Origin of the sequence: Sphaerisporangium flaviroseum (genome assembly GCF_039537005.1) — a bacterium.
Lineage (GTDB): Bacteria > Actinomycetota > Actinomycetes > Streptosporangiales > Streptosporangiaceae > Sphaerisporangium > Sphaerisporangium flaviroseum.
The window spans coordinates 497513-524067 of the sequence record NZ_BAAAZR010000004.1 but is presented as its reverse complement, the minus strand read 5'-3'; the positions used below and the strand labels follow the sequence as shown (position 1 = coordinate 524067).

Genomic DNA, 26555 nt, shown 5'->3' with positions numbered 1-26555 from the left:
GGGCGGGTTCCCAGCCGGGCCGCCCAGGCGCGCCGGCCCGCCGTGGCGCCACGGCGGGCCGCGGCAAGGTGACGCGCGGCGGTGCGCCGCTGGGCCGTGGCGGCAGCGCGGCCGGGCGCGGCCAGGCCGCCCGTCCCGAGCGGGGCGGAGCGTTCAAGACCTCCCGCCAGCCGCTGCGCGATCCCGACTTCTTCCCCTCCGACTACACCGACGAGCGCGACACGACCGAGGTGCCGGACGGCATCAGGCTGCAGAAGGTGCTCGCCCAGGCCGGAGTGGCGGCCCGCCGCACCTGCGAGGAGCTGATCGGCGAGGGCCGCGTCACGGTGGACGGCCAGGTCGTGCGCCGGTTCGGCGCCCGTGTCGACCCGGCCAAGCAGGTCATCCACGTCGACGGCAAGCGCATCCCGACCGCGCCCGACCTGGTGTACTTCGCGATCAACAAGCCGATCGGCGTCGTCAGCACGATGTCCGACCCCGAGGGCCGCCCGGCCCTGTCCGACTACGTCGCCGACCGCACCGAGCGGCTGTTCCACGTCGGGCGCCTCGACACCGAGACCGAGGGTCTGATCATCCTGACCAACGACGGCGAGCTGGCCCACAGGCTCACCCACCCGAGCTTCGGCGTCGAGAAGAAGTACTGGGCGAAGGTCCCCGGCCCGATCCCGCGCGACCTCGGCCGCCGCCTGAAGAAGGGCGTCGAGCTGGAGGACGGCATCGCCAAGGCCGACGACTTCAAGATCGTCCAGGAGCACGGCCAGCAGGCGCTGGTCGAGATCGTGCTCCACGAGGGCCGCACCCACGTCGTCCGTCGGATGCTGGAGCAGGAGGGTCACTCCGTGATCGACCTGGCCCGCATCGAGTTCGGGCCCGTGAAGCTCGGACGGCTCAAGCCGGGCACGCTGCGGACGCTCACGCTCAAGGAGGTCGGCGACCTTTACGCCGTCGTGGGAATGTAGCCTGATCGGAAGCAGAGCACGGCCGGGCGGCAGTGTGAGAAGGGGATGACATGGTGCGGGCCATCCGGGGTGCCACCCAGATCGACTCCAACGATCGGGAGGCCATCCTCGCCGGGGTGACCGAGCTGGTCACCGAGGTGATGGGGCGAAATCGGCTGACCACCGACGACGTGATCAGCGTGGTCTTCACGGCCACGCCCGACCTCACCGCCGAGTTCCCCGCACTCGCCGCCCGCAAGCTGGGCTTCCACGATGTGCCGCTCATCTGCGCGAGCGAGATCGACGTGCCGGGCGCGCTGCCGCGCGTGGTGCGCCTGATGGCCCACGTGGCCACCGATCGGCCCCGCCAGGAGATCCAGCACGTCTACCTCCGCGGGGCGACCGCCCTGAGAGTGGACATCGCGCAGTGAGCGGCTCCGCTCCCGGCCTCAGCAGCGTCCTGGTCGTCGGCACCGGCCTGATCGGCACGTCGATCGCCCTCGCCCTCCGGGAGCACGGGGTGACCGTCAAGCTCGCCGACCAGGACGCCGGAGCCGTACGGCTGGCGCGGGAGCTCGGAGCGGGAGAGGAATGGGCGCCCGGCGGGGAGCCCGTCGATCTCGCGGTGGTCGCCGTGCCGCCGCAGTTCGTGGCGCAGTGGCTGCTCGACCTGCAGAAGACCGACGCCGCCCGCTTCTACACCGACGTGGCCAGCGTCAAGGCCCTGCCCATAGCCCAGGCGGTCCAGCTCGGCTGCGACATGACCAGCTACGTCGCCGGTCATCCGCTCGCGGGCCGCGAGCGGTCCGGTCCCGCCGCGGCGCGTGCCGATGTGTTCCTCGGCCGGCCCTGGGCGTACTGCCCGGGCGCCGAGACCTCGGCGCAGGCCGTCCAGGCCGTGCTCTCACTGATCGAGCTCTGCGGTGGCAACGCCGTCGAGGTCGATCCGGTCGCGCACGACGAGGCGGTCGCCCTGGTCTCGCACGCCCCGCACGTCGCGGCCTCGGCCGTGGCCGCGCGCCTGGCCGAGGCCTCCGACACCGCGCTCGGCCTCGCCGGGCCCGGCGTGCGCGACGTGACCCGGGTGGCCGGAGGCGATCCGGGCCTGTGGGCCGTCATCCTGTCGGGCAACGCCCGTCCGGTGGCCGAGGTCCTGGAGGCCGTCGCCACCGACCTGGCGGTCGCCGCCGCGGCCCTGCGCGCGGTCTCGGTCGACGACACCATGGCCATCGACCGCGTCACCGAGTTGCTGAAGCGCGGCAACGCCGGCCAGAGCAGGATCCCGGGCAAGCACGGCGGCCCTCCGAGGGCCTACGCCGTGGTCCAGGCCCTCGTCGGCGACCGTCCCGGCGAGCTGGCCCGCCTGTTCCAGGTGGCCAGGGACGCCGGCGTCAACATCGAGGACGTCCGCCTGGAGCACGCCCCCGGGCTGCCGCTGGGCGCCGCCGAGCTGTCGGTCCAGCCCGAGGCGGCGGAGGTGCTGGCCGAGGCCCTCCGCGCGCACGGATGGCACGTCCCCTAGGAGCGACGATGCCCGGGTGGTGGCCGATTCCCGGTACCCTCTTTGCGGACAACTCAATCGGGTCGCAGAGGGAGATGCCGTGACCGCACTGGTCGTCGCGATGGACGGTCCTTCGGGGTCGGGCAAGTCGAGCGCGTCGCGCGGAGTGGCGCGCGCGCTGGGGCTGCGCTATCTCGACACCGGGGCGATGTACCGCGCGATCACCTGGTGGATGCTGCGGCACGGCGTCGATCTGGGCGACCCCGCGGCGATCGGCGCCCGGGTCGCGGAGCCGGTGCTCGTCATCGGCACCGACCCCGAGGCCCCCGGCGTCACCGTGGACGGCTCCGACGTGTCCGCCGAGATCCGCACCCGCGAGGTCACCTCCGCCGTCTCCGCGGTCAGCGCCGTCCCCGAGGTCCGTGGCCGGCTGGTCGGCGAGCAGCGAGCGATCATCGGCGACGGTGACATAGTGGTCGAGGGCCGCGACATCGGCACGGTCGTCGCGCCCGGCGCGCCGGTGAAGGTCTACCTGACCGCGAGCCCCGAGGCCCGCGCGCGGCGCCGCACCGCCGAGCTGAGCGGCACGACGGTGGAGGCGCAGCAAATCGAGATGGCGCGGCGTGACACTCTTGATTCGACGCGTAAGGCCGATCCTCTGGTGATGGCGGCCGACGCGATCGAGCTGGACACCACGGAGCTGACCCTGGAAGAGGTCGTCTCCGAGGTTCTGAGACTTGTGAAAGAGCGCACCTGACCCGGTGACGCCGCGCGGGCGGGCCGAGAGGCCGCAGTCCCGCCGAGCCGCCGGGTAAGGGTGGGCATCAAAGGAAACGGACGTGACGTGACGGGGGAATACGGCGACGAGGGCGGCTGGACCGAGGCCCATCTCGCGGAATTCGAGGACGACGGCGTTGCGCCGGAGGCGGAGCCGGATTCCGGGCCGCTCCCGGTGGTGGCCGTCGTCGGGCGTCCCAACGTGGGAAAGTCCACGCTGGTCAACCGCATCATCGGCCGCCGCGAGGCGGTCGTCGAGGATGTGCCGGGCGTGACCCGTGACCGCGTGACCTACGAGGGCACCTGGCGGGGCCGCCGGTTCACCCTGGTCGACACCGGCGGATGGGACCCGGACGCCACCGGCATGGCGCAGCGCATCGCCGAGCAGGCGCAGATCGCGGTCGAGCTGGCCGACGTGATCCTGTTCGTCGTGGACGCCACCGTCGGGGTCACCGACGCCGACGAGACGGTCGCCGGAGTGCTGCGGCGCTCGGGCAAGCCTCTGGTGCTGGCGGCCAACAAGGTCGACGACCAGCGCATGGAGCTGGAGGCCGCCACGCTGTGGTCCCTCGGCATCGGCGAGCCGCAGCCGGTCTCGGCCCTGCACGGCCGTTCCAGCGGCGACCTGCTCGACATCCTGCTGAACGCCATGCCGGAGGCGCCGCCGCAGCGCTTCGGCGCCGAGCGCGGCCCTCGCAGGGTCGCGCTGGTGGGCAAGCCCAATGTCGGCAAGTCCTCCCTGCTGAACAAGCTGGCGGGCGAGGAGCGGGTGCTGGTCGATCCGATGGCCGGCACCACCCGTGATCCGGTCGACGAGCTGATCGAGCTCGGCGGCAAGACCTGGCGCTTCGTCGACACGGCCGGGATCCGCCGCCGCGAGCGCGAGCTGCAGGGCGCCGACTTCTACGCGGGCATGCGCACCAAGGCCGCTCTTGAGCGTTCCGAGGTCGCCGTCGTGCTCATCGACGCCTCCGAGGTGCTCACCGAGCAGGACCTGCGCATCATCAGCATGGTCATCGAGTCCGGTCGTTCCATGGTCGTCGCCTTCAACAAGTGGGACCTGGTCGACGAGGACCGGCGTTACTACCTGGAAAGGGAGATCGACCGCCAGCTCGTCCGCGTCCCGTGGGCGCTGCGCGTCAACATCTCCGCCAAGACCGGGCGCCACGTCGAAAGGCTCGTCCCCGCCATCGAGAAGGCACTCGACTCGTGGACCACGCGCGTGCCGACGGCCCGGTTGAACACCTTCCTGTCGGAGCTGGTCGCGGCCACGCCTCCGCCGGTCCGCAGCGGCAAGCAGCCCAAGATCCTGTTCGCCACCCAGGCGTCGATCGAGCCGCCCAAGTTCGTGCTGTTCACCTCCGGCTTCCTCGAGGAGACCTACCGCCGCTTCATCGAGCGTCGCATCCGCGAGGAGTTCGGCTTCGCCGGTTCCCCGGTCGAGGTCACGATGAGGATCCGCGAGAAGCGCGGCGCACCCAAGAAGAAGTAGCCTCCCGGCCCCGAGCGCCGTGCGTTTCCACGGCTCTCGGGATGGCCGCCGAGGACGCCCGGAGCGTGCGGCGGGCCGGTGGGTCAGGGGTTATGGCCGGCCAGGGGTGTGTCCGTAGAGCCGGGCACGCCGGCGGCGGCACGCCGGGGCAGGGCGAGGGCGACGATCGCTCCGATGCCGCAGAGGATCGCCGTCAGCAGGAAGATCTCGGTGTACTCCGCATGCAGGGCTTCGGTGATCTTGGCGGTGTACGCCGCGAGGCGCCGGGCGTACTCCTCGGGCTCGACGCCGAACGGCAGCGGCGTGTCCAGGTGTGCGGTGAGTGACTGGAACCGGTAGAAACCCCAGGCCGAGAGCCCGGCGACACCGAGCAGCATGCCCATCATGCGGGTCACCACGACCGCGGCCGAGGTCACTCCGTGCCGGTCGGCCGGGGTCACCCGGAGCACCGCCGAGGAGATCGGCGCGATCACCGCGCCGAGGCCGAGACCCGCGATGACCAGGTCGACGTCCATACGGGGAAGACCGAGGGGATACTCGGCGGAGGCCAGCGCGAGCGGCCAGCGCGAGATCAGCACGTAGCCGGCCGCGGCCACCACCAGCCCGCTCACGGCGACGATCCGCTCACCGAACCGGCGCGCCAGCATGCCCCCGGCGAACGCCGCGACGGCGAGCGCGATCAGGAACCTCGAAAGCACCAGCGCCCCGCCGACCGTGTCCTTCAGGAGCAGCGTCTGCGCCGCGAACTGCACGTCGACCAGGGTGACGAGCAGCGCGGCGCCGGTGAGGAAGCTGGCGGCCAGCGAGGCGAAGAACGGGCCCCGCCGCACGCCGCCCATGTCGAGCAGCCGCGTCGGCGAGCGCATCTCCCACACGACGAACACCACCGCGGCCACCAGGCCGGCGGCGATGGCGGGCACGCCCCAGGAGGGCAGGACCGCCTTGTCGGGCTCGGGGTTGTACAGCCCGGCCACCAGCAGGCCCAGCGCGAGCGCGAGCAGCAGGCCGCCCACGACGTCGATCCGCGGCCGGGGGCCGCTTCGGGCCCTCGGCGCGGGCACCGTCCGGTGGACGGCCACCGCGGCGAGCAGGGCGAGCGGGAGGTTGATCCAGAAGATCCCCCGCCATCCGACGAGGGCGGCCACCCCCGCGCCGTACAGGGGCCCGAGAACGCTTCCCAGCTCCTGCGCCGCGCCCACCGCTCCCAGAGCGACCGGGCGGGCGTGCTCGTCCCACAGGTCGCCGATCAGGGCCATGGTGATCGGGAGCAGGGCGCCGCCGGCGATGCCCTGGAGCGCGCGGCCGGCCGTGAGCATCGGGATCGACGCGGCGAGCGCCGTGAGCGCGGAGCCCGCCGCGAAGCCGGCCAGGCAGGCGTGGATCAGCGGGCGGCGGCCGTACCGGTCGGAGAGCTGGCCGAGCAGGGGCATCGCCGCGATGTAGCCCAGCAGGAAGCCGGTGACGACCGGTGTGGCCCGCTCCAGGTGGTTGAGCGGCACCCCCACGTCTCTGGCGATGTCGATCAGGACGGTGACCACGACGTAGGCGTCCAGCGCGGCGAGCAGCACGGCGGTGCCCCCCACCCCGAGGACCACCCGCCGCCTGGCGGAGTGGCCTGGCGCGGGAGCCGGCGAGGGCACGCTGCCGGCGGGGCCGGGCGGGGGCGGGGTGGTCGTGGCGGCGCGGGGGGAGGCAGGGGTGGCGCCGGGCCCGGAGGGGGCGGGTTCCGTGGTCGCCGGGTGATGATCGTTATGAGCGGGGCCGGTCATCGGGCTACTTCGCCGGAGCGGTGATGGTCACGGGCGCGTCGTAGTTCTCGAAGGTCACGACGACCGTGCCGGCGTTGGCGCCGGTGCCGACGGGAAGGTTCGCCTTCAGCAGGCGGCTCGTGGCCTTGTCGACCCACACCTTCGCGTTGACCGCCTGGTTCACTCCCGGCACCAGCGTGGTGATGACCTGCTGGGACAGGCCCACCGCGACGCGGTAGGAGGCGGCGCCGCCCACCTCCTCCTCCGCCTCGGTCTTCGCGTTGGAGGTGGTGGAGAGCAGCCGCGCCACGCCCTTCTCAGGGTCGAGGATGGCCGACGGGTCGTAGATGCCGGCCAGCTGCCGGCGGGTCATGGTCTGGTACCCGCCGGTGGGGCCCTTGAAGTAGACGGTGTCGCCCGTCAGGACGAAGTTCAGCTCCTGCAGGTTGCCGAGGACGTTGATCTGGATCGTTCCCTGCGCGTCGGCTTCCTTGGTCAGGGAGCCCTCGGCGTGCTTCACCGGGACGGGCGGGTTGCCCTCGGTGGCGATCGTGAAGGCCACGGTCTTGACCGACCGCATCGCCGTCGCGGACCTGTTCAACAGCTCCTGCGCGCCGGGGAGGGCCGCCGCACCGGGGGAGGAGGTGCACGCGACGACCAGGCAGAACGGGACCAGGAACTGCGCGAGGAGCCACGGCACGCGAGCGCGGCGCGCCATGGCGCCGGGCACCCGGAGACGGGACGGCCAGTAGGTGAGCGACCTTTTCGACACAGCCCGGATGCTAGCGATCGCCGACGACACAACAGCAGTGTTCGCAGGTATCGGTTTGAGGTCGTCCCGCCGAAGCCGCATCGGGGTTACGCGCGTTCCTCGGCGCGCAGGCGCAGAAGATGGGTCACGACCGGGGCGTAGGCGGATTCGAGTGCCTCGATCAGCTCCGGGGCCAGACGGTCGATGAAGTGGTAGCGGACGTTGGCGACGTGCATGGGGGCGACCCGCTGGATGGTCTCCCAGCCGTGCTCGGTCAGCACCGCGAACGTGCCTCGCCGGTCATCGGGGCAGCTCTCCCTGCTCACCAGGGAAGCGGCCTCCATGCGGGCGATCTGGTGGGACAGCCGGCTGCGTGACTGGATCGTCGCCTCGGCGAGGTCGCTCATGCGCATGCGATGCCCCGGGCTCTCGGACAGGCTGACGAGGATCTCGTAGTCGTTCACCGACAGCCCGAACTCCTGGAGCTCGCGGTCGAGCCGGTGCTCGAGAAGCTTGTGCGCGGACAGGTGGGCACGCCAGGCTCGCTGCTCGCCGCTGCTCAGCCAGTTCGGGTCCAGGTCCTGCGTCTCCGCCGTGCTCATGGTGGTGAATCTATATCTCCTGACGGCCGACCAAGCGCCTGACCCCGGCCGAATACTCTGAATACTTGGATCTGTCCAGAAGCCGAACATTGTGGCCACACGCCGGTAGCCGAGTTCCGTTGGGGGCAGAACGGGCGAAATGAGCGCGAAGACGGAGCCAAGCGGAGGCAACGAGAGCTTCCTCACCGTTCTGGTGGCGGCGGGGGTCAACCTCGTGATCGCGATAGCGAAGCTGGTGGCCGGGCTCATCAGCGGTTCATCCGCCATGCTCTCCGAGGCGGCGCACTCCGCCGCGGACACGGTGACCGAGGTACTGCTTCTGGTCGCGGTCAGACGCAGCGAGCACCCCGCCGACCGTCGGCATCCGTTCGGGTACGGCAAGGCAGGGTTCTTCTGGGCGCTGATGGCGGCGGGCGCGACGCTGGTGATCGGGGCGGGCTTCTCCATCACGCACGGCGTGCACACCATCAGATACGGGGAGGAGCTGGGTGACCTTCATGTCTCCTACATCGTTCTGGCGGTCTCCTTCGTCCTGGAGACCATCTCGTTCGTCAGAGCCGTCTACCAGGTGCGTCGCGAGGCGGCCCGCTGGAGCGTGAGCCCGGGGCGGTACGTCGCCCGAACCTCCGACACCGCGGTGAAGGCCGTCGTCCTCGAGGACTCGGCGGCCCTGATCGGCATCCTCATCGCCGCCCTGGGCCTTCTCGGCTTCCAGCTCACCGGCTCGCCGTTGTGGGACGGCGCGGCCTCGGTCATGATCGGCCTGCTGCTGCTCGGCGTCGCGCTCAGCCTGATCAGGGCCAACGCGTCGCTGCTGATCGGCCAGGCCGCCCCGGCGGGGCTGCAGCGCGAGATCCGCGAGGAGCTGGTGTCACGGCCGGAGGTGGAGAGCGTCGTCGAGCTTCTGACCATGATGCTGGGACCCAACGACGTGCTGGTCGCGGCGAAGATCGACTTTGGGGACGAGTACACCGGGGGACGGTTGGAGGAGGTGGCGGACCAGATGGAGCGCCGGCTCAGCGAGCGCTGGCCCTCGATCACCCATGTCTTCCTCGATCCCACTCCCGGGCACGCGACCGGCCACCGGGCACCGCGCGCCACCGAGGCCGCGGGCACGCTTGGAACGGATCGTGAGGAGTCAGGCGTCGATCCGGCGGAGCTCGGCCGGGTGATCGGTGATGGCGGTCGCGATGACGATGCCGGCCGTCCACTCCAGTAGGCGGCGGCCACGCCATTCGAGCGTCGTCACGCCCTCTCCGTCACCGGACGGCCCGGTCGCCACCGGATACGGCCCGGAGCCGTTGGCGGGCCGTGGCGAGGGGTCCAGCGGCAGCTCGGACAGGTCGGTGCGCGGGAAGCGGTCGAGGCTCAACTCCCCCCGCTTGACCAGCGCCTCCTTACGGACCCACTGGCGGATCATCCGGCGGTTGTCTCCGCCGACCAATGCGGTCTCGCGGGGCGTCAGCGCGAGGCCGGCCACCTCGGGGTCCGCGTCACCTTCCGGCGCCAGCTCGGCGTCCACCCCCACCTGGCCCATGCCCACCACGGCGCAGACGTAGCCAGGGGTGTGGGAGAGGCTGACCCCCAGATCGGGGACCTCCATGATGGACGGGCGGCCGTGGCCGGGGCCGTGCTCCTCGCAGTGCTGGACGAGCGTCAGGTCGTTCGCGGAGAGCCCGAGGTAGGTCGCCGCGCACTGCCTGACGAGCAGGTGGGCGGCGACGAAGTCGTGCCGGTCGCGCTCCTGGAGGAACCGCTCCGCGCGTTCGTTCTCGGCGAGCGTCAGCGTACCGCTCGCCCGAGCCAGCACCGCCGCTGAGGGACCGGCCATGACGAGGGAGGGGCGCACCCGTACAGATTAGGGCCTGACCCTGCCCACGGGCAGGGTCAGGGCTTGGGCTCGGCGGGTGAAGGGCCGGGGGTGGGGGTGCCGCCCGGGATCGTGGTGCCGTCCTTCTTGGTCACCTGCTCGTCGGCCGCGCCGAGCGTCACCACCTCGTCGACCTTCCAGACGCCCTTCTCCAGCGACAGCTTCAGGTCCAGATAGGTGCCGAGTACCCGCCGGGTGCCGGCGTCGCTGGTGACCTGCTGGTCCACGGGCACGATGGCCTCGGCGCGCGCCTCGCCGACGTCTCCGACGTACACACCGCGCACGGAGGCGGTCGAGACCGCCTTCAGCTTGATGATCACGCTCTGCAGGGCGCCGTTGATGAAGGCCTCGTCGTAGGTCTTCAGGAAGTCGCCGGTGGAGAGCGCCAGCACCTGTTCGCGGGCCGTCTGCAGGTCGCGGTAGTCGTAGGTGAGCAGGTAGCGGCTGAACTGGCCCGCCGCCGTGGACACGGCCATGCGCGCCGCCCGTTCCTCGGCGAGCGCGTTCGCCTCCCGCCACTGCAGGACCCCGGCGGTCACCGCCGCCGCGAAGAGCGCGGCCGTCACCGCTCCGGCCACCCGCGCCCGCCATGACACGCGCTTCACCGTACGACCGCCCTCGTCGAGCCCTTCCACAGGGACGGCGGCGGCCTTCCCCACGGCACTCTCCGCGGCCTTCTCCTCCGCCTTCTCCGCGACCCCCTCCGGGGCCTTCTCCTCGGCCCCCTCCTCCGCCTGCTCATCTCCGGTTCGCGGAGTTTCCGCCTTGTGCTCGGCGGTCGCCTCCCCGGCCTGCGGGACGGGGGTGTCCTGGGCCTGCTCTTCCTCACGGTCCTCGGTGAGCGCGGGCTTGGTCATGTGTGTCACTTCTCCTCGGGGTGTCAACGTCGCCGGGAGCTCCGGCCGACGGCGATCCAGCCGAGCACCCCACCCGAGATGACGACGGCCAGGAAGATCAGGACGATGAACGGGGTGACGTCGCTGTCCGGCCTCGCCCCGGCGGCGGTGTCCTCCCCGGTGCGGGACGGTTCGCCGCCAGGCGCCGCGGTACCGTTCCCGTCCGATGCCGAGCCGTTCCGGCCCGAGCCGCCCCCGCGAGAGCCGGTCCCGTTCGAGCCGGAGCCGGTCCCATCCGAGCCGGAGCCGGTCCCACCCGAGCCGGAGCCACGGTCCGAGGTGGGCGGGACGTCGCGCGGGGCGGATACCGAGACGGGGGATGAGTCGTCGTCGTAGTTCTTCGGTGGTTTGGGGCAGTGCCGCAGCCGGGGCACCTTGGGAGGGGCCAGCGGGTGCTCGTACTCCTCCGCGACCTTCGGGCCGCCGGGGACGCTGAAGATGAACGTCACCCTGGCGTAGACGCCGTCCGCGCGCTTTTCTGTGATGTCGTCGGCGAAGGCCACGGCCGTCGGGATGATGCTCAGCACGTGGTGGACGTACCGCTCGTTCCCGGGCGTGAAGACGGTGCCGGGATGCTCCGCGGACGCGGTGAGCAGGCACGAGAAGCCGGGCCGGGCCGTCTTGAGCAGGTGGTCGATCTGCCCGAACACCCCCGGCCCCCGGTCGAGGATCGTGTTCAGGTCCCTGCGGGACGCGCGCAGCGACGCGGTGACGGCGGAGAGGTCGGAGATGCCGCCGGCGAGCTTCTCGCGCTTGCCCGCCAGCGTGCCGGTGAGCCTGGTGAGCTGCCCGGAGAGGTCGTCGAGCAGGTCGGCGTTCTCGGCCAGGGTGCCGGTCAGGTCGTGGGCGTCGTCGATGATGCCGCGCAGCGCGGGCGCACGCCCGTCCAGGCCCGTCGCCACCTCGTGCACGATGGTACGGGCGTCGTCGGCCGGTACCGAGTCGAGGAGCTTCCCGACGCCGTCGAAGACCTTCTTGTAGTCGATCGGCACTGAGGTCTTGGCCAGCGGGATCACGTCCCCCGCGGCGAGCGCCGGGCCGCCGGTGCCCTTCGACGGCGGGGACAGCTCGACGTACGGCTCGCCGATGGCGGACTTGCGCCGGATCTCGGCGGTCACGCCCTGCGGCAGCCGCGTGTCCCTGTCGATGTCCAGACCGATGACGATCTTCCCGGGGGCCAGCCGGATGTCGCCGACCTTGCCGACGCGCACACCGAGGTAGGCCACCTCGACGCCGTCGACCAGACCGGGCGAGGACTCGAACTCGGCCGTCACCCGGTAGGGCTTGGTGATCACGTCGAGCTTGATGATGCTGGTGAACGCCCAGACCGTCATCACCACGCCGAGGATGGCGAAGAAGACCAGGTTGACCAGGATGCGGACTCTCATCGTGGCGGCTCCAGCAGCAGCCGGAAGCCGTCGTCGCGTGGGTCGCGGTCCTGCGACGGCGGCTTGCCGTTCCCCGAGGGCGGGCTCGCGCTCCGCGACCTGGGCGGGAGCAGCCCCTTGAGCCAGACGTAGATCAGGAGCTGGCCGTTGGCCGTGATGGGCGGGGTGCCGATGAACTTCCGCATCGTGGACACGAGCCTCTTGAGGTCCTCCTTGCCGCGCAGCATCGAGCCGGCGATCGCGTCGAGCCGGTCGAGCAGGTGCTTCAGTCGGGCCGCGTGCCGGGGATAGAAGGTCTTGTTGGCGGCCCTGGCGAGGTCGGTCAGCTCGATGAGGACCTGCTTCACGTGGTGGCGCCCGTGGGCCAGCCTGGCGGTGGCGGCCTCCAGGGTCCCGGGCAGCCTGTCGAGTTCCGGGCCGCCCTTCTCCAGGTCCGAGCCGAGCCGGGCGAGCCCGTCGATGGCGATGGCGATGTCGGCGCGTGCCTCGGCGTAGGTCGCGGCCACTTCGGTGGTCCTGGAGATGAGCCGGTTCAGGTCCTCGCCCTTGCCGCCGAACGCGGTGGCGGCGGCGTCGAGGATCGCGTTGATGTCCTGCCCGCTGAGGGCGTCGATCAGCGGGCCGGCCTTCGCGGTGACCTGCTCGATGTCCGGTTGAACCGAGGTCTTGGTGATCGTCTCGCCGTTCCGCATGAACGGGCCCGTGGTCAGGTCCCGGCCTTCCGGGATCTCCAGTTCGACGTAGTTCTCGCCGAGGATGGACGTCTTGGCCACGGTCGCCCTCGTGCCCTTGGGGATCCGGCGGCCGTCCTGGATGGACATCGTCACCTTGGCGCGGTAGCCGGCGAGGGTGACGCCGGTGACCGTGCCGATGTGGACATCGGAGATCTGCACGCTGTGGCCGGCGACCAGGCTCTGGGCGTCGTCGAAGGTCGCGTTGATCGTGAGCGATCCGGTCGGCGCGCCCGCCGTCCGCAGGCTGCACCCGCTCACGCTCACGCAGAGAGCCAGGACGCTCGCGAGCAGGACGGCCGTACGGGTCACCGGCTTCACCTGGCGCCTCCCCGCTCCCATGGGCAGTTGCTCAGCTCACCCGGCAGGCAGGGGACCCGGCCCAGGTCGAGGGCGTCGAACAGCGGGGTGAGCCACGCCCGGACCATCGCGTTGAGCACCAGGCGGATCTTCATCACGTGGTGCTCCTTGTCCCAGGAGTCGAGCATGACGTCCGCCCATCCCGACGACGCCTTGATGGCCTGGGCGACCGATTCGCTGTTGGCCTTCAGCGTGAGCACCACCTCGGCGAGCGACGCGACCCCGCGCGGCAGCCGTTCCTGGTAGGCGGTGATCAGCACGTCGCCTCGCCGTACGAAACCCGCGAGGCCGTGGATGAAGGCCTGGATGCGGGCGCGCTCGTCCGCCAGGGTGGCGCTGGCGTCGGCGAAGGCGTCGATCGTACGCTTGACCTGGTCTTCTCGCTTGTTGAGGCTGGTGGCGAGCCGGTTCAGCCCGTCGGCCAGCTCGATGAGCTGCTCGTCCTGACCGGCCAGGGTGTGGGTGAGGTCGGCGGTGGCCGACAGCGCCTTGTTGAGGTCCTTGCCCCGGCCCCTGACCCCGTCGGCCAGGTTGCCGGCGACCGCGCGCGTCTTCCTGGGGTCGAGGGCGTCGGTGAGCTTGGTGAACGCCTCCAGCGCGTCGTCGACCTCCACCGGGAGGTCGGTGCGCTCCTCGGGGATGACAGTGCCGGGGACCGCCTTCGCCTGTCCCGGCTTCCAGGGTGGGTACAGGACGACGTTGCGCTCGCCCAGGGTGTCCTGGGGAGCGACGACCGCCTTCACATCGGCGGGTAGCGGCACCTCCCCGTCGACCGTCAACTCGACCCTGACGCGCCTGCCCTCGACCCGAATCCGGTCGACCGAGCCCGCGTCCAGGCCCATCACCTTCACCTTGGCCTGCTCGTACAGCGAGGGGGCCGCGGCGAAGTAGGCCACCACGCGGTACGGCGCGGGACCACCGGGCAGCACCGAGCAGGCTGCGGTGCACAGCGGCAGGAGCAGCGCGAGCACGACCGCCACGACGCGCCCGGTCCGGGCCGGGCCTGCCACGGGGACAGGTGTGGCACCTGGTACGCGGCCCTTCGCCGGCCGCCTCATCGGGCGCTCTTCCTGTCCTTGCGGATGGCGCCGAGCACCTCGGGGTTGATCGGGCCGAGCCCGGCGGCGATCGCCTCCACCCACGGCCCTTGGCCGCCCAGGTTGGACAGCCCGGAGAAGGTGGGGCCCACCCAGGCGAGGGTGTCGTTGAGCCCCCGGGTGCTGCCGCTCAGCCTGCCCGTGATCGCGCTCACGTTGTCGACGGTGCCGATCAGGCTCCTCTCGTGCCGGTCGATCAGGTCCGACAGGGTGGCGACCAGGTGGCTGCCGTTCCCGAGCAGGGATCGCAGCTCGTCGCGGCGCAGGCGCAGCTCGTCCAGCATGACCTGGATCGCGTCGATGAGCCGGCCCAGCTCCTTGTCCTTGGACTCGACGATCTTCATGATCCTGTTGCCGTTGTCCAGCAACTTCCGCAGCTCGGGCTCGCTCTTGCTGATCGTGTCGGACAGCTCGCCGATGTTGTCCAGCAGGTGCGTGACCTGCCCCTTCTTACCGGTTTCCACTTTCGACAGCTCGTCGAGGAGCTTGTCGACGGCCTTGGTGTCCAGGCGTTGCACCACGCGGGTGGCGTCCTTGAGCGCGTCGTTGATCAGCACAGGGGTGCCGGTCCGCTGGATCGGGATCCGCCTGCGGGACTCGGGGAGCTGGTCCATGTACGGCGGGGTGACCGGCCCGCTCAGCTTGAGGTAGCGCCCGCCGAGCAGGTTGGAGAGGGTGACCTCGGCACGGGTCTTCTGGCCCAGCCTGACGTCGTGGTCGACGAGCCAGGTGACGACGACGTTGCCCTGCTCGTAGTCGGGCCGGACCTCCGTCACCTTGCCCGCCTTGACCCCGGCCACCCGTACGTCGTTGCCCACGCGCAGGCCGCCGGAGTCGGGGAAGATCGCTGACATCGCGTACCCGGAGTCGAGGATGCCGAGGGTGCCGACGAGGAACGTTCCGGTCAGCAGGGCGCCGAGGACGGCCAGGGACACGATGCCCACCGCGACCTTGTTGCGGTCCTTGAACGACTTCAGCGCCATCAGCCACCCACCATCAGACGCTGAAGGTCCTTGGCCGTGGTGAGCTTCGCCGAGTCGCGCAGCGGCGGGGGAGTGGTCATCGGGTACGGGCACGGAGGAGGGCCGAGGGCGAGGCAGGGCACGGCCGTGGTGATGAAGTGCCCGCGGTCGCTGGAGGAGAAGGCGCGGGCGAACAGCGGCTGGATCGTGTTGATCACCCCGTCCAGCTCGCCGACGTGCTTTCGGACGCCGGAGGTGAGCAGGGCGAGCCGGTCCGTCACCGCGCCCAGCTCCTGGGCGTTGGAGCCGAGGATCGCGTCGGACGTTCTCATGGTGGCCGACAGCTCCACGAGCGCGTCGTCGACGAGCTTGCGGTTGTCGGCGAAGGCGCCGCTCAGCGTCACCAGGTTGTCCACCAGCCGCGCGATCTGCTTGTCGCGGCGCGCCACGACGCCGGTGACCGTCGCGTAGTCCTTCACCATGGCCTGGATGGTCTTCCTACGCTCGACCACGGTGGTGGTGAGGCGGTCGAGGTCGGTGACCAGACGGGGGATGTTCTCCTGGTTGCCGTCGAGCGCCTGCCCGGCGGCGGTGAGCAACTGGTTGATCTGGTCGGGGTCCAGGCTGCGGGTCAGCGGCCCGAGGTCGCTGACCAGCTCGCCCAGGTCCACGACCGAGGCGGTACGGGTGATGCGGGCGCCGTCGCCGAGGAAGTCCGCGGCGGTGCCGGGCACCAGGTAGACGACGCGCTGGCCCAGGGCGTTGCGCCACCGGATCGCCGCCTCGCTGTCGGAGGGGACCTTGACGTCCTCCTGGACCGTCATGCCGACCTCGGCCCTGCCGTCCACGACCCTGATGCCCTCGACCTGGCCCACCGGTGCGCCGGCGATCTTCACCTGGTCGCCCTCGCGCAGGCCGGAGACGTCGTCGAAGGTGGCCGTGAGCCGGTATCCGCCGCCGGTGCCCACCCGGGCGATCTGCATCCCGATGACCACGATCAGTCCCGCGGTCACGACGAAGAACACGGTGAACCTGGCCAGGGTCCAGCGGCGCGCGACGCGTTCCCTCGATGCGGCCATCTCACCTCCCGTCCGTCGGGCCGCACGCGCCCACGATCAGCTCGCACACGTCCGTCGCGATGAACGCCTGCACCTGGAGCTGGTTGGCGCCCCCGGGCCCAGGGGCCTTGATCATCTCGTTGAGCAGGTCGAGGATCTGGTTCAGCCCGCGTACGCCGCTCCCCGCGACGCCCAGTTGCGCGTAGATGAGGGCCACGGCCCGCTCGCCGGAGTTGACGGCCGCCTTGAGGTCGCCGCGGTGCTCGTTCAGGCCGTGCGCGGCCAGGGCGGAGATGGAGCTCAGCTCGTGGAGCAGGGCGCGCAGCCTGTCGGCCCGCCTCAGCAGGTCGGGGGTGAGGACGTTGACGTCCTGGATGATCGCGACGATCCCGGGACCCTTGCCGGCCAGGCTCGTGCTGAGGGCCGCGGCGTCCCCGAGGAAGCGCCGGGCGTCGGCCCGGTGGCGGTGGGCCACGTCGATCAGCGTGCCGCCGTCGTCGATGATGTCCTTGAGCTCGTCGCCCTTGCCGTCCAGCCCGCGGGCCAGGGTGTGGACGATGACCGAGACCTCCTTGGGGTTCACGGCGCTCAGCCCCTTGTAGGCCTTGCCCAGCGAGTCCGACAGGTCCTTGGGATCCTCGGTCCTGAGGATCTGCGCCCCGCTGCGCAGGTAGGGGCCCTTGCCCTCGTGTGCTCCCGGGATGAGGTTGAGGAACTTCGGACCGAACACCGAGACGGGCTCGATGGCCGCGGTCACGGTGTCCGGGACGTTCACGCCGGGATCCAGGCGCATGGCGACCACGGACTGCGCCTTGTCGTTCAGCGTCACGCCGCTGATCGTGCCGACGGTGATGCCACGGATCTTGACCGGCGAGTTGGTGTCCATCCCCTGGCCCGAGTGCCCGAACACCGCGGTGAACCGGGGGCCTGCGGAGTCGCCGGCGCCCCTGATCACGTACACCAGCGTCGCCCCGGCCACGGCGACCAGGGCGATCGCGATGACCAGCCGTAAGACGAGCGGCACCTCGGTCCTCAACCGATCAGCCTCCCGCCCCCGCCGTTCCCCCAGAACAGGTAGGAGAGCAGGAGGTTCAGCAGCACCACCACGATGATCGACTGCCGGATCGCGCGCCCGGCGGCGATGCCCACCCCGACCGGGCCGCCGCTGGCGTGGTAGCCGTAGTAGCAGTGGATGACGATGACCGAGAACGCGAAGACGGCCACCTTGATCACGCTGTAGGCCACGTCCCGCACCGGCAGGTACAGGTGGAAGTAGTAGTCGTACACGCCCGGCGCCATCCCGAAGAACCACGTGCAGATGAAGCGGGTGGCGAAGAAGCTGGAGAACAGCGCGATCAGGTAGATCGGGACCAGGGCGATGAGCGCGGCCACGACGCGGGTGCAGACCAGGTAGGTGAAGGAGCTGATGCCCATCACCTCAAGCGCGTCGATCTCCTCGGAGATCCGCATCGCGCCGAGTTCGGCGGTGTAGGAGGAGCCGACCTGCGCGGCGAGGGCGACGGCGGCGATGATGGGCGTGATCTCGCGGACGTTGATGAAGCTGCCGACCAGTCCCATGAACGACTGGGCGCCGATGGCCTCCAGTCCCTGGTACCCCTGCAGGCCGACGGTGGCGCCGACGAAGAAGGCCATCGTGAACACCACGAAGATCATGCCGCCGCCGACGATGGTGGCGCCCACGCCCACCACCACATCGCTGACCTGGCGCAGCACGACCTTGCCGAACTTCAGCCTCAGGATGACGTCCCTGAGCGAGTAGAACAGCACCCGCCAGACGAACACCGGAACGTCGGCGAGCGCGGCGAACCCCTCGACCCATCCCCGGGCGACCCGGTAGGCGCGGAAACCGGCGGTGCGCACGCCCGGGATCGCCGCCATCACACGGACCTGGACGGGAAGAGGACGTAGTAGAGGGTCGAGACGACGTAGTTGACGGTGAAGACGAGCATGAAGGTCACCACGGTGGCCTTGTTGACCGCCCGGCCGACCCCCACAGGGCTGGTCTTGCACGTCATGCCCATGTAGCACGACACCGTGGCGGTGATGAATCCGTAGACCCACGCCTTGAAGAGCGTCACGAGCAGGTCGCTGAGCTGGAGCAGCGACAGGGCCCCGTCGAGGTAGGCGCCCGGTGTGACCCCCTGGACGATCACGTTGAAGAAGTAGCCCCCGCCGGCCGCCGACACGATGACCAGCGGCACCAGCAGGACGGCCACCGTGCTGGCGGCCCACAGGCGCGGGGTGACCAGGCGGTGGATCGGGTTGACCGCCATGACCTCCATCGCGGCCAGCTCGTCACGGATGTGCCGGGCGCCGATGTCGGAGGTCATCGCCGAGCCGCCCGCCCCCGCGATGAGAAGCGCCGACGCCATGGGCGCGACCTCGCGTACCACGCCCACGACCACCGCGCCGCCGGTCGCGGACGACGCGCCGAGCTGCCAGGCGAGGTCGCCGACCTGCAGCGCGATGGTGGCGCCGAGCGGGATCGACACGAGCAGGACGGGCACGCTGGTGACCCGGGCGAGGAACCAGCACTGGTTGACGAACTCCCACCACCAGGCGCGGATGTCCCAGCTTCGCCGGAAGCCCTCCAGCGCGATGACGAACAGCTCTCCGACCTGGCCCAGGGTGTCACCGGCGAATCGCACGGCCCCGCGCGTGAGCCCTCCGGTCCCGGCTCGGCCCTCAGCGCCCGCCATCGGCGGCCGATCGTTGTGTTGCCGCCATGACCACCTCGTGGCTCGCGGACCCCTCTACGAATCAGTCACCCTACTGACGGGCCGTCCAGTAAGTCGACGCTTTTGTGGTTTTTTGCGGAAAAGCTATGAGACCGAGATCACACATATGGGGATTGGTGAGCGCTTATCCCGGCAGGCGTCAGGGCGCACTGCTCGCGCCCTTGCGCCACTCCGGGCCTTCGGGATCAGTCCAGCAACCGGCCCATCCAGGTCTCGATCTCGTCAGGGTGGCGAGGCAGACCGGAGGACATCAGCCGGGCGCCGTCCTCGGTGATCACCAAGTCGTCCTCGATGCGCACGCCGATGCCCCGGAACTCCGGCGGCAGTGTGAGGTCGTCCGGCTGGAGGTAGAGCCCGGGCTCGACGGTCAGGACCTGGCCGGCCTCCAGGACGCCGTCGAGGTAGACCGACGCGCGGGCCTTGGCGCAGTCGTGCACGTCGAGACCCAGCATGTGCCCGCTGCTGCACAGCGTGTAGCGCCGGTACAGGTCGCCGTCGACCGAGTCCAGCACGCCCCACTCGCGCAGGCCTCCGGCGATGACCCGCATCGCGGCCTGGTGGAAGTCGCGGAACCGGGCACCGGGCCGCAGGACCGCCATGGCGGCGCTCTGTGCTTCGTACACCAGCTCATAGACCTGCCGCTGGATCGGGCTGAACCGGCCCGACAGCGGCAGGGTGCGGGTGATGTCGGCGGTGTAGAGGTCGTCGGTCTCCACACCCGCGTCGAGCAGCAGGAGCTGCTCGCGGTCCAGGCGGCCGTCGTTGCGGGTCCAGTGCAGCACGCAGGCATGCGCACCTGAGGCGGCGATCGTGTCGTAGCCGACGGCGTTCCCCTCAAGCCGGGCCCGCAGCCCGAAGACGCCTTCGACGTACCGCTCGCCCCTGCGGTGCGCGAGGGCCTGCGGCAGCGCCCGCACGACGTCCTCGAAGCCCCGGCCCGTCGCGTCCACCGCGTGCTGGAGCTCGGCGATCTCCCACTCGTCCTTGACCAGCCGCATCTCCGACAGGAACGAGGTCAGCTCGCCGTCGCCGTCGTGCGGTGCCACCTGTGCGTCCACGGACGCGTCGACGCCGCGAAGCACCCGGGAGGTACCGGTGAGCGCCTCCGGGAGACGACCGATCGGCGCGCACTCGATCTGGTGCAGCGCCTCGGCCTCCGCCAGGGTGGGCCGGGCGCCCACCCAGAACTCGCCGTACCTGCGGTCGCGGTAGAACTCCTGCCCGGCCGTGCCCTCGGCGGACCTGGGCGAACGGGGGCGCATGAACAACGTGGCCGTGCCGGACGGCGCGATGACCAGCACGTCGTCCGGCTCCTGGGCTCCGGTGAGGTACGCGAACGCGCTGTGGGTGCGGAAGCGGTAGTCGTCGTCGTTGCTGCGCGCCTTCAGCGTGCCCGAGGGGATGACCAGCCGCTCGCCGGGGAACCGCTGGACGAGCGCGGCCCGGCGCTTGGCGGTGTAGGCGGCCAGGGGCAGGGGCGCGAGGCCGGGACGGCTCGTGTCCTGCCAGCCGTCCTTCATGAACGCGGCCAGGGCGTCGGAGATCGGCAGGTCGTGGCTGCCGGTGTTCAGCTCATCGCTCATCGGAGTCCCCGTGGAGAGAAAGTGGGCGTGTGGCATGCTACTCATCCGGCCCGCCGGTGCCGGACCCGGCGCTCCGCGGCGCCGGACCGTCTCCGCCGACGTCACCGCTTTGTCGCGGCATGCGCTTAACCATGACGTTAGGTGGGGAAGTCAGAGGTACCCTTCCGGACCTCTCCCAGTGTGACGAGGTGGTGTCGATGCTCATCAGCGCGATTCTGCGAGGTAAGGGAACCACGGTGGCCACCGTGCGACCGGGGGCCACTGTCACCGAGTTGCTGGCAGCGCTGGCCGAACACAACATCGGCGCCGTCGTGGTGTCGGAGGACGGCGCCTCCATCGTCGGCATCGTGTCCGAGCGCGACGTGGTGCGGCAGATGCATCTGAGGGGCGCGGGCGTCCTCGACGAGCCGGTGTCCTCGATCATGACGACTTCCGTACGGACGTGCGGGCCCGACGCCGACGTCGACGATCTGCGCAAGACCATGACCGACCACCGCATCCGCCACCTGCCGGTGGTCAGCGAGGGCCGGTTGGCGGGCATCGTCAGCATCGGCGACGTGGTCAAGAGCGCCATCGAGGAGCTGGAGGCCGAGAAGGCGCACCTCGTCGACTACCTGCACGGGTGAGACCGGGCCGGGCGGGCCGGTGAAGGCCGCGTACATCGTGGGCGTCTCGGTCCCCGTCGAGGAATTCCGCGCCCGCCTGGCCGAGGTCCCGGGCGCGGTGCTCGTCCAAGAACTGCCGCATGCCCGCGTCGTGGTGGTGCTCGAATCGCGGTCGGCGGTCAAGGCCCTCGCCGCCCTCGACGGCGTCACCGCCATCCGGGAGGACCGTCCGGAGCGGCTCACGCAATGGCCCGCCGATCCGCCAGGAGGTTCCGCGCCTCCGGCGAGCACGCCTGAGCCGAACTGACCGGCGTCCGCCAGTAGGTCCGCACGTACCGCGGCCTTGCGGAGCGCCCACCGGAGACCGATCCGTCGCGCGTCCATGCCGCTTCCCTTTGTGTCGGGCGAAGATCGTCATCACCGTGTGAGCCGCCCGGTACGCCACGGCACATCGCGTCCGAGAGGCCGTCACAGCCAGATCGGGTTGCTCCACGCTCGTCCACCGGCCGCGTCGACGACGGTGACTCGCACATAGGTGCTTCTGTCGAACATGTCGAGTGGGAGAGTGCATTCGATCAGCGCGTCTCCTTCCCGCACCCGTGAGCCTGGAACGCATCCGGTGACCACCACCTTGCTGGCCGGCGAACAACGGACGGTGAGTCCACCCCCATGGAGACGGATGGCGTGGATCTCGGGTCCGGTGCTGGAGTAGTACTGTCCGGCCTTGAGAGCGGCCAGCAGGGCTGCCGGGTCGAGGGACTCGGCACGCACGTGCACCCATGCGAGGCAGCCGGGCGGGTCCTGGAGCTGGAAATGGGCGTCGTCGGCCGCGTACGCACTGAGCCGGCGGCCCTGGCCCAGCAGCAGATCACACAGATGCCAGCTGTCGCCCCTGTCCTCTCTGGCCGCCAGGACGTTGTACACCTCGACCGCGTCGGCGGCATCCAGGCTCTCGGCGTCGGCGAGTGTGAGCAAGGAGGCCGCAGGGTGGGCCATGCCGATGAACGCCCCCGCGTCGCGGGCACGGCGGGCCAGTTCCGGGCCGGTCTCGTTCGGGCCGGTTGGGAGGAAGCCGAGCGGCAGTCCAACGGCGAGGATGTGCCATTCGCTGGAGAATTCGGTGCGAGGCGCATGCAACTCGGCGCCCAGGATCGTGGTGAACTCGGAGGTTCGCAGCTCCCGGGTGTCGGTAAGCGCAAATCCGTATTCGGACCGGAAATGATCGGTGATGGCGACGAAATCGTATCCGGCCTGCTGATAGACACGCGCGACCTGATCCGGTGGCAGTGCGCCGTCCGACAGGTTCGAGTGGGTATGCAAATTGCCACGCCAGAACCTGCCAGGCCGCTCAAAGGGCACATTGCGCATCTACGGGGTCCTTTCCGGCGGGCGGTCGGGGCGGCTCACGTCGCGGCGGCGGGTGCCTCCATGGACATCGACGAGACGATCAAGCCCAACCTACGCCCGCTTTGAGCCCGGCGGTCAGGCTGGGTGGCCTAGGTCGCTTGACTTGAGCCCGCTGTCTTGAGTCCGCCGATGAAGGACCGCCATTCGGCGGGATCGAAGATCAGCTTGGGGCCGTCGGGGTGCTTGCTGTCGCGTACGGCGACCACACCGGGCAGATTGACGGCGACCTCGACGCACTGACCGCCGTTTCCCGAAGACTTCGATGACTTCCGCCACACGGCGCTACTCAAATCCATTCCCGCTTCACTCCCTCGATCATTTTGCGAGATACATGCTCAGGATATGCCCATAGTCGTACCGCTTCATATCGCTTCCGGATGGAAAGCACGAATTCGCGATCGTCCGTGATCTGGCCCTGGACGGGGGAGTCCGCATGAACGGTGTCCGGTTGACCGTCTGGAAGCTCGGCGATCATGAAAGCTCCTGCCATGCCTGGAAGGCATCCAGGATCGACGATCTGTATTGAGACGGTGGGTCGCTCGGCCGCCGCAAGCAGATGTTCAAGTTGTCCTCGCATGACCTCCGCCTCACCGACCTGGCGGCGTAGCACGCCCGCGTCGATAAGTACCAGAACCAGTGGAGGATTCTCCCTCTCGAGAACTCTCCGGCGTCGCATCCGGGCCTCGACGCGCTCTTCAACCTCCTCGGGAGTGATCTGCGGCTCCAGGCTGAATATGGCTCGTGCGTATGCCTCTGTTTGGAGGAGGCCGGGGACCAGGAGGGGATCCCAAGAACGCAGGACATGAGCGGACGGCTCCACTTCTTCCACCCAACCCCTGAACCAGGTCGGCCCGCCATTTCCGGCGACGATGCGTTGCCGCAGGCTCGCGAAGTACGAGCTGTCGCCGGAGCCGAAGAGCCGGTCCAGCCTCTCGGCGTCGGACCTCGACGGCGTGCGGGTGGCGGCCTCCAGGCGGCTCACCTGGGTCTGGGTGCATCCGAGGCGGGAGGCCACGGCGGCCTGTGACAGTTGCGCGGCCTCGCGAAGCCGCCGCATCTCGGCGCCGAAACGCGCGCGGGGGGATCCCGGGTCGGGGAAGGGCTCGACGCTCATCACATTCCTCTCGAGTTAGAGAAAAACGGACCTTTCGATTGAGCAGGAATACCGGTTGCGGGTTTCGCCAAACCAGGACCCGTCATTGCCGGTCATCTTCTGGGGTGCCGAACCGGTTATCGATTCACCGTTCACGACGGCAATCTAAGCACACGCCTTCTTTCTGCGGCAGCACGAGAAAAAGAAAGCGTTTCATCGCCGATGAGTCAGGGACGGGACGAGTGATGCGTGATCGAAAGGGCTGTCATCCTTACCCCGGCGGCCTCCGATCCGAGGTGTCCGGGGAACAGATCAGTGGTGACCGCGTGAGGTGGGAGGAACAGGTCGTCCAGCATGGCGGCGAGGTGCCGGCGGGTGGGTGGCGCGGTGAGTTCCCCGGGGAGGAGGCGTCCGTGCCGGCGGCCAGGGCCTGGGTGCGAGGGTTGCTGGTCACCTGGATCGCGGCCCCGGCGCTGGACGATGTCCTGCTGCTGCTGAGCGAGGTGGTCACCAACGCGGTGGCCCACTCGGCGTCCGGGCGTGCGGCGGACGGGCGGGTGGCGGTGCGGGTCGCGTGGGCCGCCCGGGTGGTCCACGTCGAGGTGACCGACGCCGGATCGGCGACGAGCGCGCCGGTCGCCCGGGTGGCGGCGGCCGACGGCGACGGCGGGCGGGGCCTGTGGCTGGTCAACGCGATCGCGACCGCTTGGGGGTCACACCACGATCCCGCGGTGGGCAGGACGGTCTGGTTCCAGGTGGCGGAGTAAGACAGTGACTCATTTGGTGAGTCGGCGGTAGCAGATAAGGGCTGCAGCGATGGCGACGAAGGATGCGAAGTGGTCGGCCCGGCGCTCGTAGCGCCGGTGTAAACGGCGGCAGCCGGCCAACCAGGACACCGTCCGCTCCACGACCCAGCGGTGGCGTCCCAGCCGCCGGCTGGACTCGATCCCTCGCCGGGCGATGCGTGGGACGATGCCCCGCTCGCGCAGGAAGGTTCGCAGGTGGGGATAGTCGTAGCCCTTGTCGCCATGAAGCTTGCCAGGCCGCCGCCGTCGTGGGCCGCGGCGAGAGCGATCGGTGGAATGCCACACACCAGTGGTTCCAACGCCAGGCTGTCATGGACGTTGGCTGCGCTGATCGCGACAGAGATGGGCAGACCGGTCCGTTCGGTGATGAGGTGGATCTTCGACCCGTTCTTGCCGCGATCGACAGGATTCGGGCCTGTCAGCTCCTCCCTTTGACGGCCCGCACGCTGACCGAGTCGATCGCGCATCGCGACCAGTCCAGCTCTCCTCGGGCGCCGAATTCGTCCAGCACGATCCGGTACAGCTTGGCCCCCACCCGGGCAGCGCTCCACTCCGAGAAGCGGCGGTGCACCGTCTGCCAGGAAGCGCCGAAGACCGGCGGCAACTGCCGCCAGGCACATCCGGTGGTGGCTACGTACCCGCCTGGGTCTCCAAGGCGGACGGCTCATGGACGCGCTATGTCACCGGATTCGCCGGCATGGCCATGGTCCAGAAGAGCACCACTGAGACGAAGTTCTATCTCACCAACCCGCATGGCGACGTAGTTGCCACGGTCGATAACAGCCCATCCCCCACAGGAGTCGATTACTACTCCGAGTACACCGAATACGGCGGCGCCCGAGTGGCGAACGTAGGCGACGAGCGGTACGGCTGGCTTGGCGGTGCACAGCGTGCGACGGAGACCATCGGTGGCCTCACGCTCATGGGGGATCGTCTCTACAACCCGGTGACCGGGCGCTTCCTACAGAGCGACGATCCCATCTCGGGTGTGGTCTGCAATTCGTACGGCTACGTCTGCGGCGATCCAGTGAACTCGTCCGATGCGGGCAAGGCGGCTCTCCCCGGCCCCATCATCTGTAGGTGGTGCAGGGATCTGTACACGAACCTCGGGCCGCAGGACAAACAGGCCTTAGCATGTATCACGTCCTTCGGCTATGAAAGGTGCCATTGGGGTAAACAGATCTCCGACGCCGCCTCGGAGTTTGCGAGGAAGAAGATCGGCCAGGTCGAAACCCCCCTGCGCAGCGCAATAAGACACTTCATCTGGCAGGTACTGACGACGATAGCCTTCGGCACTGAATTCGCGAAGCAGGTCGCCGACAACCACGAAAAATATGCGGCGACGAACAAGAAGGAGAGCGACTTCGACCAGGAGATCAACAGGATCGCTCGTGACTACGCGAGAACTCATGAGAAAGAACTGCGGAAGATGTGGAGGGAGAAGGGCCTCGACGCTCTCATGGAGTACCTGTTCGACGAGGCGATGTTCCTCTTCTGCGGCAAGGTCATGAATGGATTTAAGATCGATTGTCATCAGGTGACGGGCATCGCGACGGCCCCGGAGGGGACCCATTCGAGATTCTACTGACCGTTAGGGAATGATGGCCCACGTCGAGAGCACAGATGGAAGGGTCGGTAGTGCGAAGCTCTGTTTGGAATGGCCTCGTCCTCGTCCTCGTCCTCGTCCTCACCGTCACGGGAACGGGGTGTGTCCCGGGGGGTGATACCGCATCTGACCGTTGCTACGAGATCGCGGAACGGCAGATCCAGCTTCTCAGTAATGAGGCACTGAAACTCATTCCCGCAGATGAGGTGGCCTCGGTGCAGGAATTTGTCGGTTGTGACTCGGCGGACAACGGAGCATCTTTGGACGTCCAGGTCTCCGGCGACATCGCACCCGAGGTATTACTACGGCCCTTCTACAAAAAGGGGTGGCAGTCCCTTCCGCGTGATGAGTCCTCACTTGCCCGTGACAAGCGGATGTGCGGAGGGTGCGTCGCGGGGGTGATGCGCGTCGTGCAGAAGAAGGTGATGTACGTCGCCGTCGACGAGCGCGCGAACGGATCGGAGAACCGACATCTACTGATTAACTACCAAGGCTTGGGTCTATTTGAGAAGTGACGTCATGGGC

General features: G+C 69.6%; 28 protein-coding genes and 1 pseudogene. 11 read left to right on the top strand and 18 right to left on the bottom strand.

Going from position 1 to position 26555, the window contains the following annotated elements; all coding sequences use genetic code 11:
* The 5 genes from ABD810_RS14005 to der all read left to right on the top strand — a co-directional run.
* On the top strand, positions 1-959 hold a 959-nt coding region (locus ABD810_RS14005; RefSeq protein ID WP_344938794.1), incomplete at its 5' end, for a pseudouridine synthase.
* A gap of 50 nt (positions 960-1009) precedes the next feature.
* Positions 1010-1369, top strand: a complete 360-nt coding sequence (gene aroH, locus ABD810_RS14000; RefSeq protein WP_344938791.1) for a chorismate mutase — start codon at positions 1010-1012, stop codon at positions 1367-1369.
* Positions 1366-2460: a prephenate dehydrogenase gene (locus ABD810_RS13995; RefSeq protein ID WP_344938789.1), complete on the top strand. Its 1095-nt coding sequence runs from the start codon at positions 1366-1368 to the stop codon at positions 2458-2460. The genes aroH and ABD810_RS13995 overlap by 4 nt, the downstream gene beginning before the upstream one ends.
* A 79-nt stretch (positions 2461-2539) precedes the next feature.
* Positions 2540-3196, top strand: coding sequence for a (d)CMP kinase (gene cmk, locus ABD810_RS13990; RefSeq protein ID WP_344938786.1), 657 nt, complete (start codon positions 2540-2542; stop codon positions 3194-3196).
* Positions 3197-3283: 87 nt separating this feature from the next.
* A complete protein-coding gene (der, locus tag ABD810_RS13985) occupies positions 3284-4708 on the top strand; it encodes a ribosome biogenesis GTPase Der (protein ID WP_344938783.1) in 1425 nt (474 codons plus the stop codon).
* Between the two features lie 83 nt (positions 4709-4791).
* Here der and ABD810_RS13980 read toward each other — a convergent pair whose 3' ends face one another.
* The 3 genes from ABD810_RS13980 to ABD810_RS13970 all read right to left on the bottom strand — a co-directional run bounded on the left by ABD810_RS13980 (position 4792) and on the right by ABD810_RS13970 (position 7809).
* Positions 4792-6477 (bottom strand): MFS transporter, encoded by a 1686-nt coding sequence (locus tag ABD810_RS13980; RefSeq protein ID WP_344938780.1) that lies wholly within the window; start codon positions 6475-6477, stop codon positions 4792-4794.
* A gap of 4 nt (positions 6478-6481) precedes the next feature.
* Positions 6482-7228, bottom strand: a complete 747-nt coding sequence (locus ABD810_RS13975; RefSeq protein ID WP_344938777.1) for an LppX_LprAFG lipoprotein — start codon at positions 7226-7228, stop codon at positions 6482-6484.
* Between the two features lie 86 nt (positions 7229-7314).
* Complete coding sequence (locus ABD810_RS13970) at positions 7315-7809, bottom strand: MarR family winged helix-turn-helix transcriptional regulator (protein ID WP_344938774.1); 495 nt, start codon at positions 7807-7809, stop codon at positions 7315-7317.
* Positions 7810-7948: 139 nt separating this feature from the next.
* On the opposite strand from ABD810_RS13970, the gene ABD810_RS13965 reads away from it, so the two are divergent.
* Complete coding sequence (locus ABD810_RS13965) at positions 7949-9028, top strand: cation diffusion facilitator family transporter (RefSeq protein ID WP_344938772.1); 1080 nt, start codon at positions 7949-7951, stop codon at positions 9026-9028.
* Here the strand turns inward: ABD810_RS13965 and ABD810_RS13960 are convergent.
* The 11 genes from ABD810_RS13960 to ABD810_RS13910 form a co-directional block, all read right to left on the bottom strand.
* Complete coding sequence (locus ABD810_RS13960) at positions 8948-9658, bottom strand: 4'-phosphopantetheinyl transferase family protein (RefSeq protein WP_344938769.1); 711 nt, start codon at positions 9656-9658, stop codon at positions 8948-8950. The genes ABD810_RS13965 and ABD810_RS13960 overlap by 81 nt on opposite strands.
* A 38-nt stretch (positions 9659-9696) precedes the next feature.
* Positions 9697-10536 (bottom strand): hypothetical protein, encoded by an 840-nt coding sequence (locus tag ABD810_RS13955; RefSeq protein ID WP_344938767.1) that lies wholly within the window; start codon positions 10534-10536, stop codon positions 9697-9699.
* 23 nt (positions 10537-10559) lie between these two features.
* Positions 10560-11963 carry an MlaD family protein gene (locus tag ABD810_RS13950; RefSeq protein WP_344938764.1) on the bottom strand — a complete coding sequence of 468 codons (1404 nt, stop codon included), beginning with the start codon at positions 11961-11963 and terminating at the stop codon, positions 10560-10562.
* Positions 11960-13015 (bottom strand): MCE family protein, encoded by a 1056-nt coding sequence (locus ABD810_RS13945; protein ID WP_344938761.1) that lies wholly within the window; start codon positions 13013-13015, stop codon positions 11960-11962. Before ABD810_RS13945 ends, ABD810_RS13950 begins: the two co-directional genes overlap by 4 nt.
* Positions 13012-14064 (bottom strand): MCE family protein, encoded by a 1053-nt coding sequence (locus ABD810_RS13940; RefSeq protein WP_344938758.1) that lies wholly within the window; start codon positions 14062-14064, stop codon positions 13012-13014. The genes ABD810_RS13945 and ABD810_RS13940 overlap by 4 nt, the downstream gene beginning before the upstream one ends.
* A 44-nt stretch (positions 14065-14108) precedes the next feature.
* Complete coding sequence (locus ABD810_RS13935) at positions 14109-15134, bottom strand: MlaD family protein (RefSeq protein WP_344938756.1); 1026 nt, start codon at positions 15132-15134, stop codon at positions 14109-14111.
* Positions 15134-16192 carry an MCE family protein gene (locus ABD810_RS13930; protein ID WP_344938753.1) on the bottom strand — a complete coding sequence of 353 codons (1059 nt, stop codon included), beginning with the start codon at positions 16190-16192 and terminating at the stop codon, positions 15134-15136. Before ABD810_RS13930 ends, ABD810_RS13935 begins: the two co-directional genes overlap by 1 nt.
* A gap of 1 nt (position 16193) precedes the next feature.
* Positions 16194-17195, bottom strand: coding sequence for an MlaD family protein (locus ABD810_RS13925; protein WP_344938750.1), 1002 nt, complete (start codon positions 17193-17195; stop codon positions 16194-16196).
* 8 nt (positions 17196-17203) lie between these two features.
* The gene (locus tag ABD810_RS13920; protein ID WP_344938747.1) at positions 17204-18070 is read right to left on the bottom strand and encodes an ABC transporter permease; all 867 of its coding nucleotides are present in this window, start codon (positions 18068-18070) and stop codon (positions 17204-17206) included.
* Positions 18070-18891, bottom strand: a complete 822-nt coding sequence (locus tag ABD810_RS13915) for an MlaE family ABC transporter permease (protein WP_344938744.1) — start codon at positions 18889-18891, stop codon at positions 18070-18072. The genes ABD810_RS13920 and ABD810_RS13915 overlap by 1 nt, the downstream gene beginning before the upstream one ends.
* A 224-nt stretch (positions 18892-19115) precedes the next feature.
* A complete protein-coding gene (locus ABD810_RS13910; protein ID WP_344938742.1) occupies positions 19116-20513 on the bottom strand; it encodes an aminopeptidase P family protein in 1398 nt (465 codons plus the stop codon).
* Positions 20514-20710: 197 nt separating this feature from the next.
* Here ABD810_RS13910 and ABD810_RS13905 point away from each other — a divergent pair, with 197 nt between their 5' ends.
* Both ABD810_RS13905 and ABD810_RS13900 read left to right on the top strand, forming a co-directional pair.
* The gene (locus tag ABD810_RS13905) at positions 20711-21139 is read left to right on the top strand and encodes a CBS domain-containing protein (RefSeq protein WP_344938739.1); all 429 of its coding nucleotides are present in this window, start codon (positions 20711-20713) and stop codon (positions 21137-21139) included.
* Between the two features lie 19 nt (positions 21140-21158).
* Entirely contained in the window at positions 21159-21425 is a 267-nt protein-coding gene (locus ABD810_RS13900; protein WP_344938737.1) for a hypothetical protein, read from the top strand.
* 161 nt (positions 21426-21586) lie between these two features.
* Here the strand turns inward: ABD810_RS13900 and ABD810_RS13895 are convergent, their stop codons facing one another.
* From ABD810_RS13895 to ABD810_RS13885, 3 genes are all read right to left on the bottom strand, one after another.
* Positions 21587-22486, bottom strand: coding sequence for a CehA/McbA family metallohydrolase (locus tag ABD810_RS13895; protein ID WP_344938735.1), 900 nt, complete (start codon positions 22484-22486; stop codon positions 21587-21589).
* A gap of 128 nt (positions 22487-22614) precedes the next feature.
* Positions 22615-22821 carry a DUF397 domain-containing protein gene (locus tag ABD810_RS13890; RefSeq protein ID WP_344938733.1) on the bottom strand — a complete coding sequence of 69 codons (207 nt, stop codon included), beginning with the start codon at positions 22819-22821 and terminating at the stop codon, positions 22615-22617.
* Complete coding sequence (locus tag ABD810_RS13885; protein ID WP_344938731.1) at positions 22812-23639, bottom strand: helix-turn-helix domain-containing protein; 828 nt, start codon at positions 23637-23639, stop codon at positions 22812-22814. The genes ABD810_RS13890 and ABD810_RS13885 overlap by 10 nt, the downstream gene beginning before the upstream one ends.
* Positions 23640-23944: 305 nt before the next feature.
* Between ABD810_RS13885 and ABD810_RS13880 the strand changes: the two genes are divergently transcribed.
* Entirely contained in the window at positions 23945-24385 is a 441-nt protein-coding gene (locus tag ABD810_RS13880) for an ATP-binding protein (RefSeq protein WP_344938729.1), read from the top strand.
* 9 nt (positions 24386-24394) lie between these two features.
* Here the strand turns inward: ABD810_RS13880 and ABD810_RS13875 are convergent.
* Positions 24395-25061, bottom strand: a pseudogene (locus ABD810_RS13875) (IS5 family transposase); the annotation flags it as partial.
* Between the two features lie 60 nt (positions 25062-25121).
* Here ABD810_RS13875 and ABD810_RS13870 point away from each other — a divergent pair.
* Positions 25122-26012 (top strand): RHS repeat-associated core domain-containing protein, encoded by an 891-nt coding sequence (locus ABD810_RS13870; RefSeq protein ID WP_344938727.1) that lies wholly within the window; start codon positions 25122-25124, stop codon positions 26010-26012.
* A 50-nt stretch (positions 26013-26062) separates the two neighbouring features.
* Positions 26063-26545 (top strand): hypothetical protein, encoded by a 483-nt coding sequence (locus ABD810_RS13865; protein WP_344938725.1) that lies wholly within the window; start codon positions 26063-26065, stop codon positions 26543-26545.
* The last annotated feature ends 10 nt before the right edge of the window (positions 26546-26555 follow it).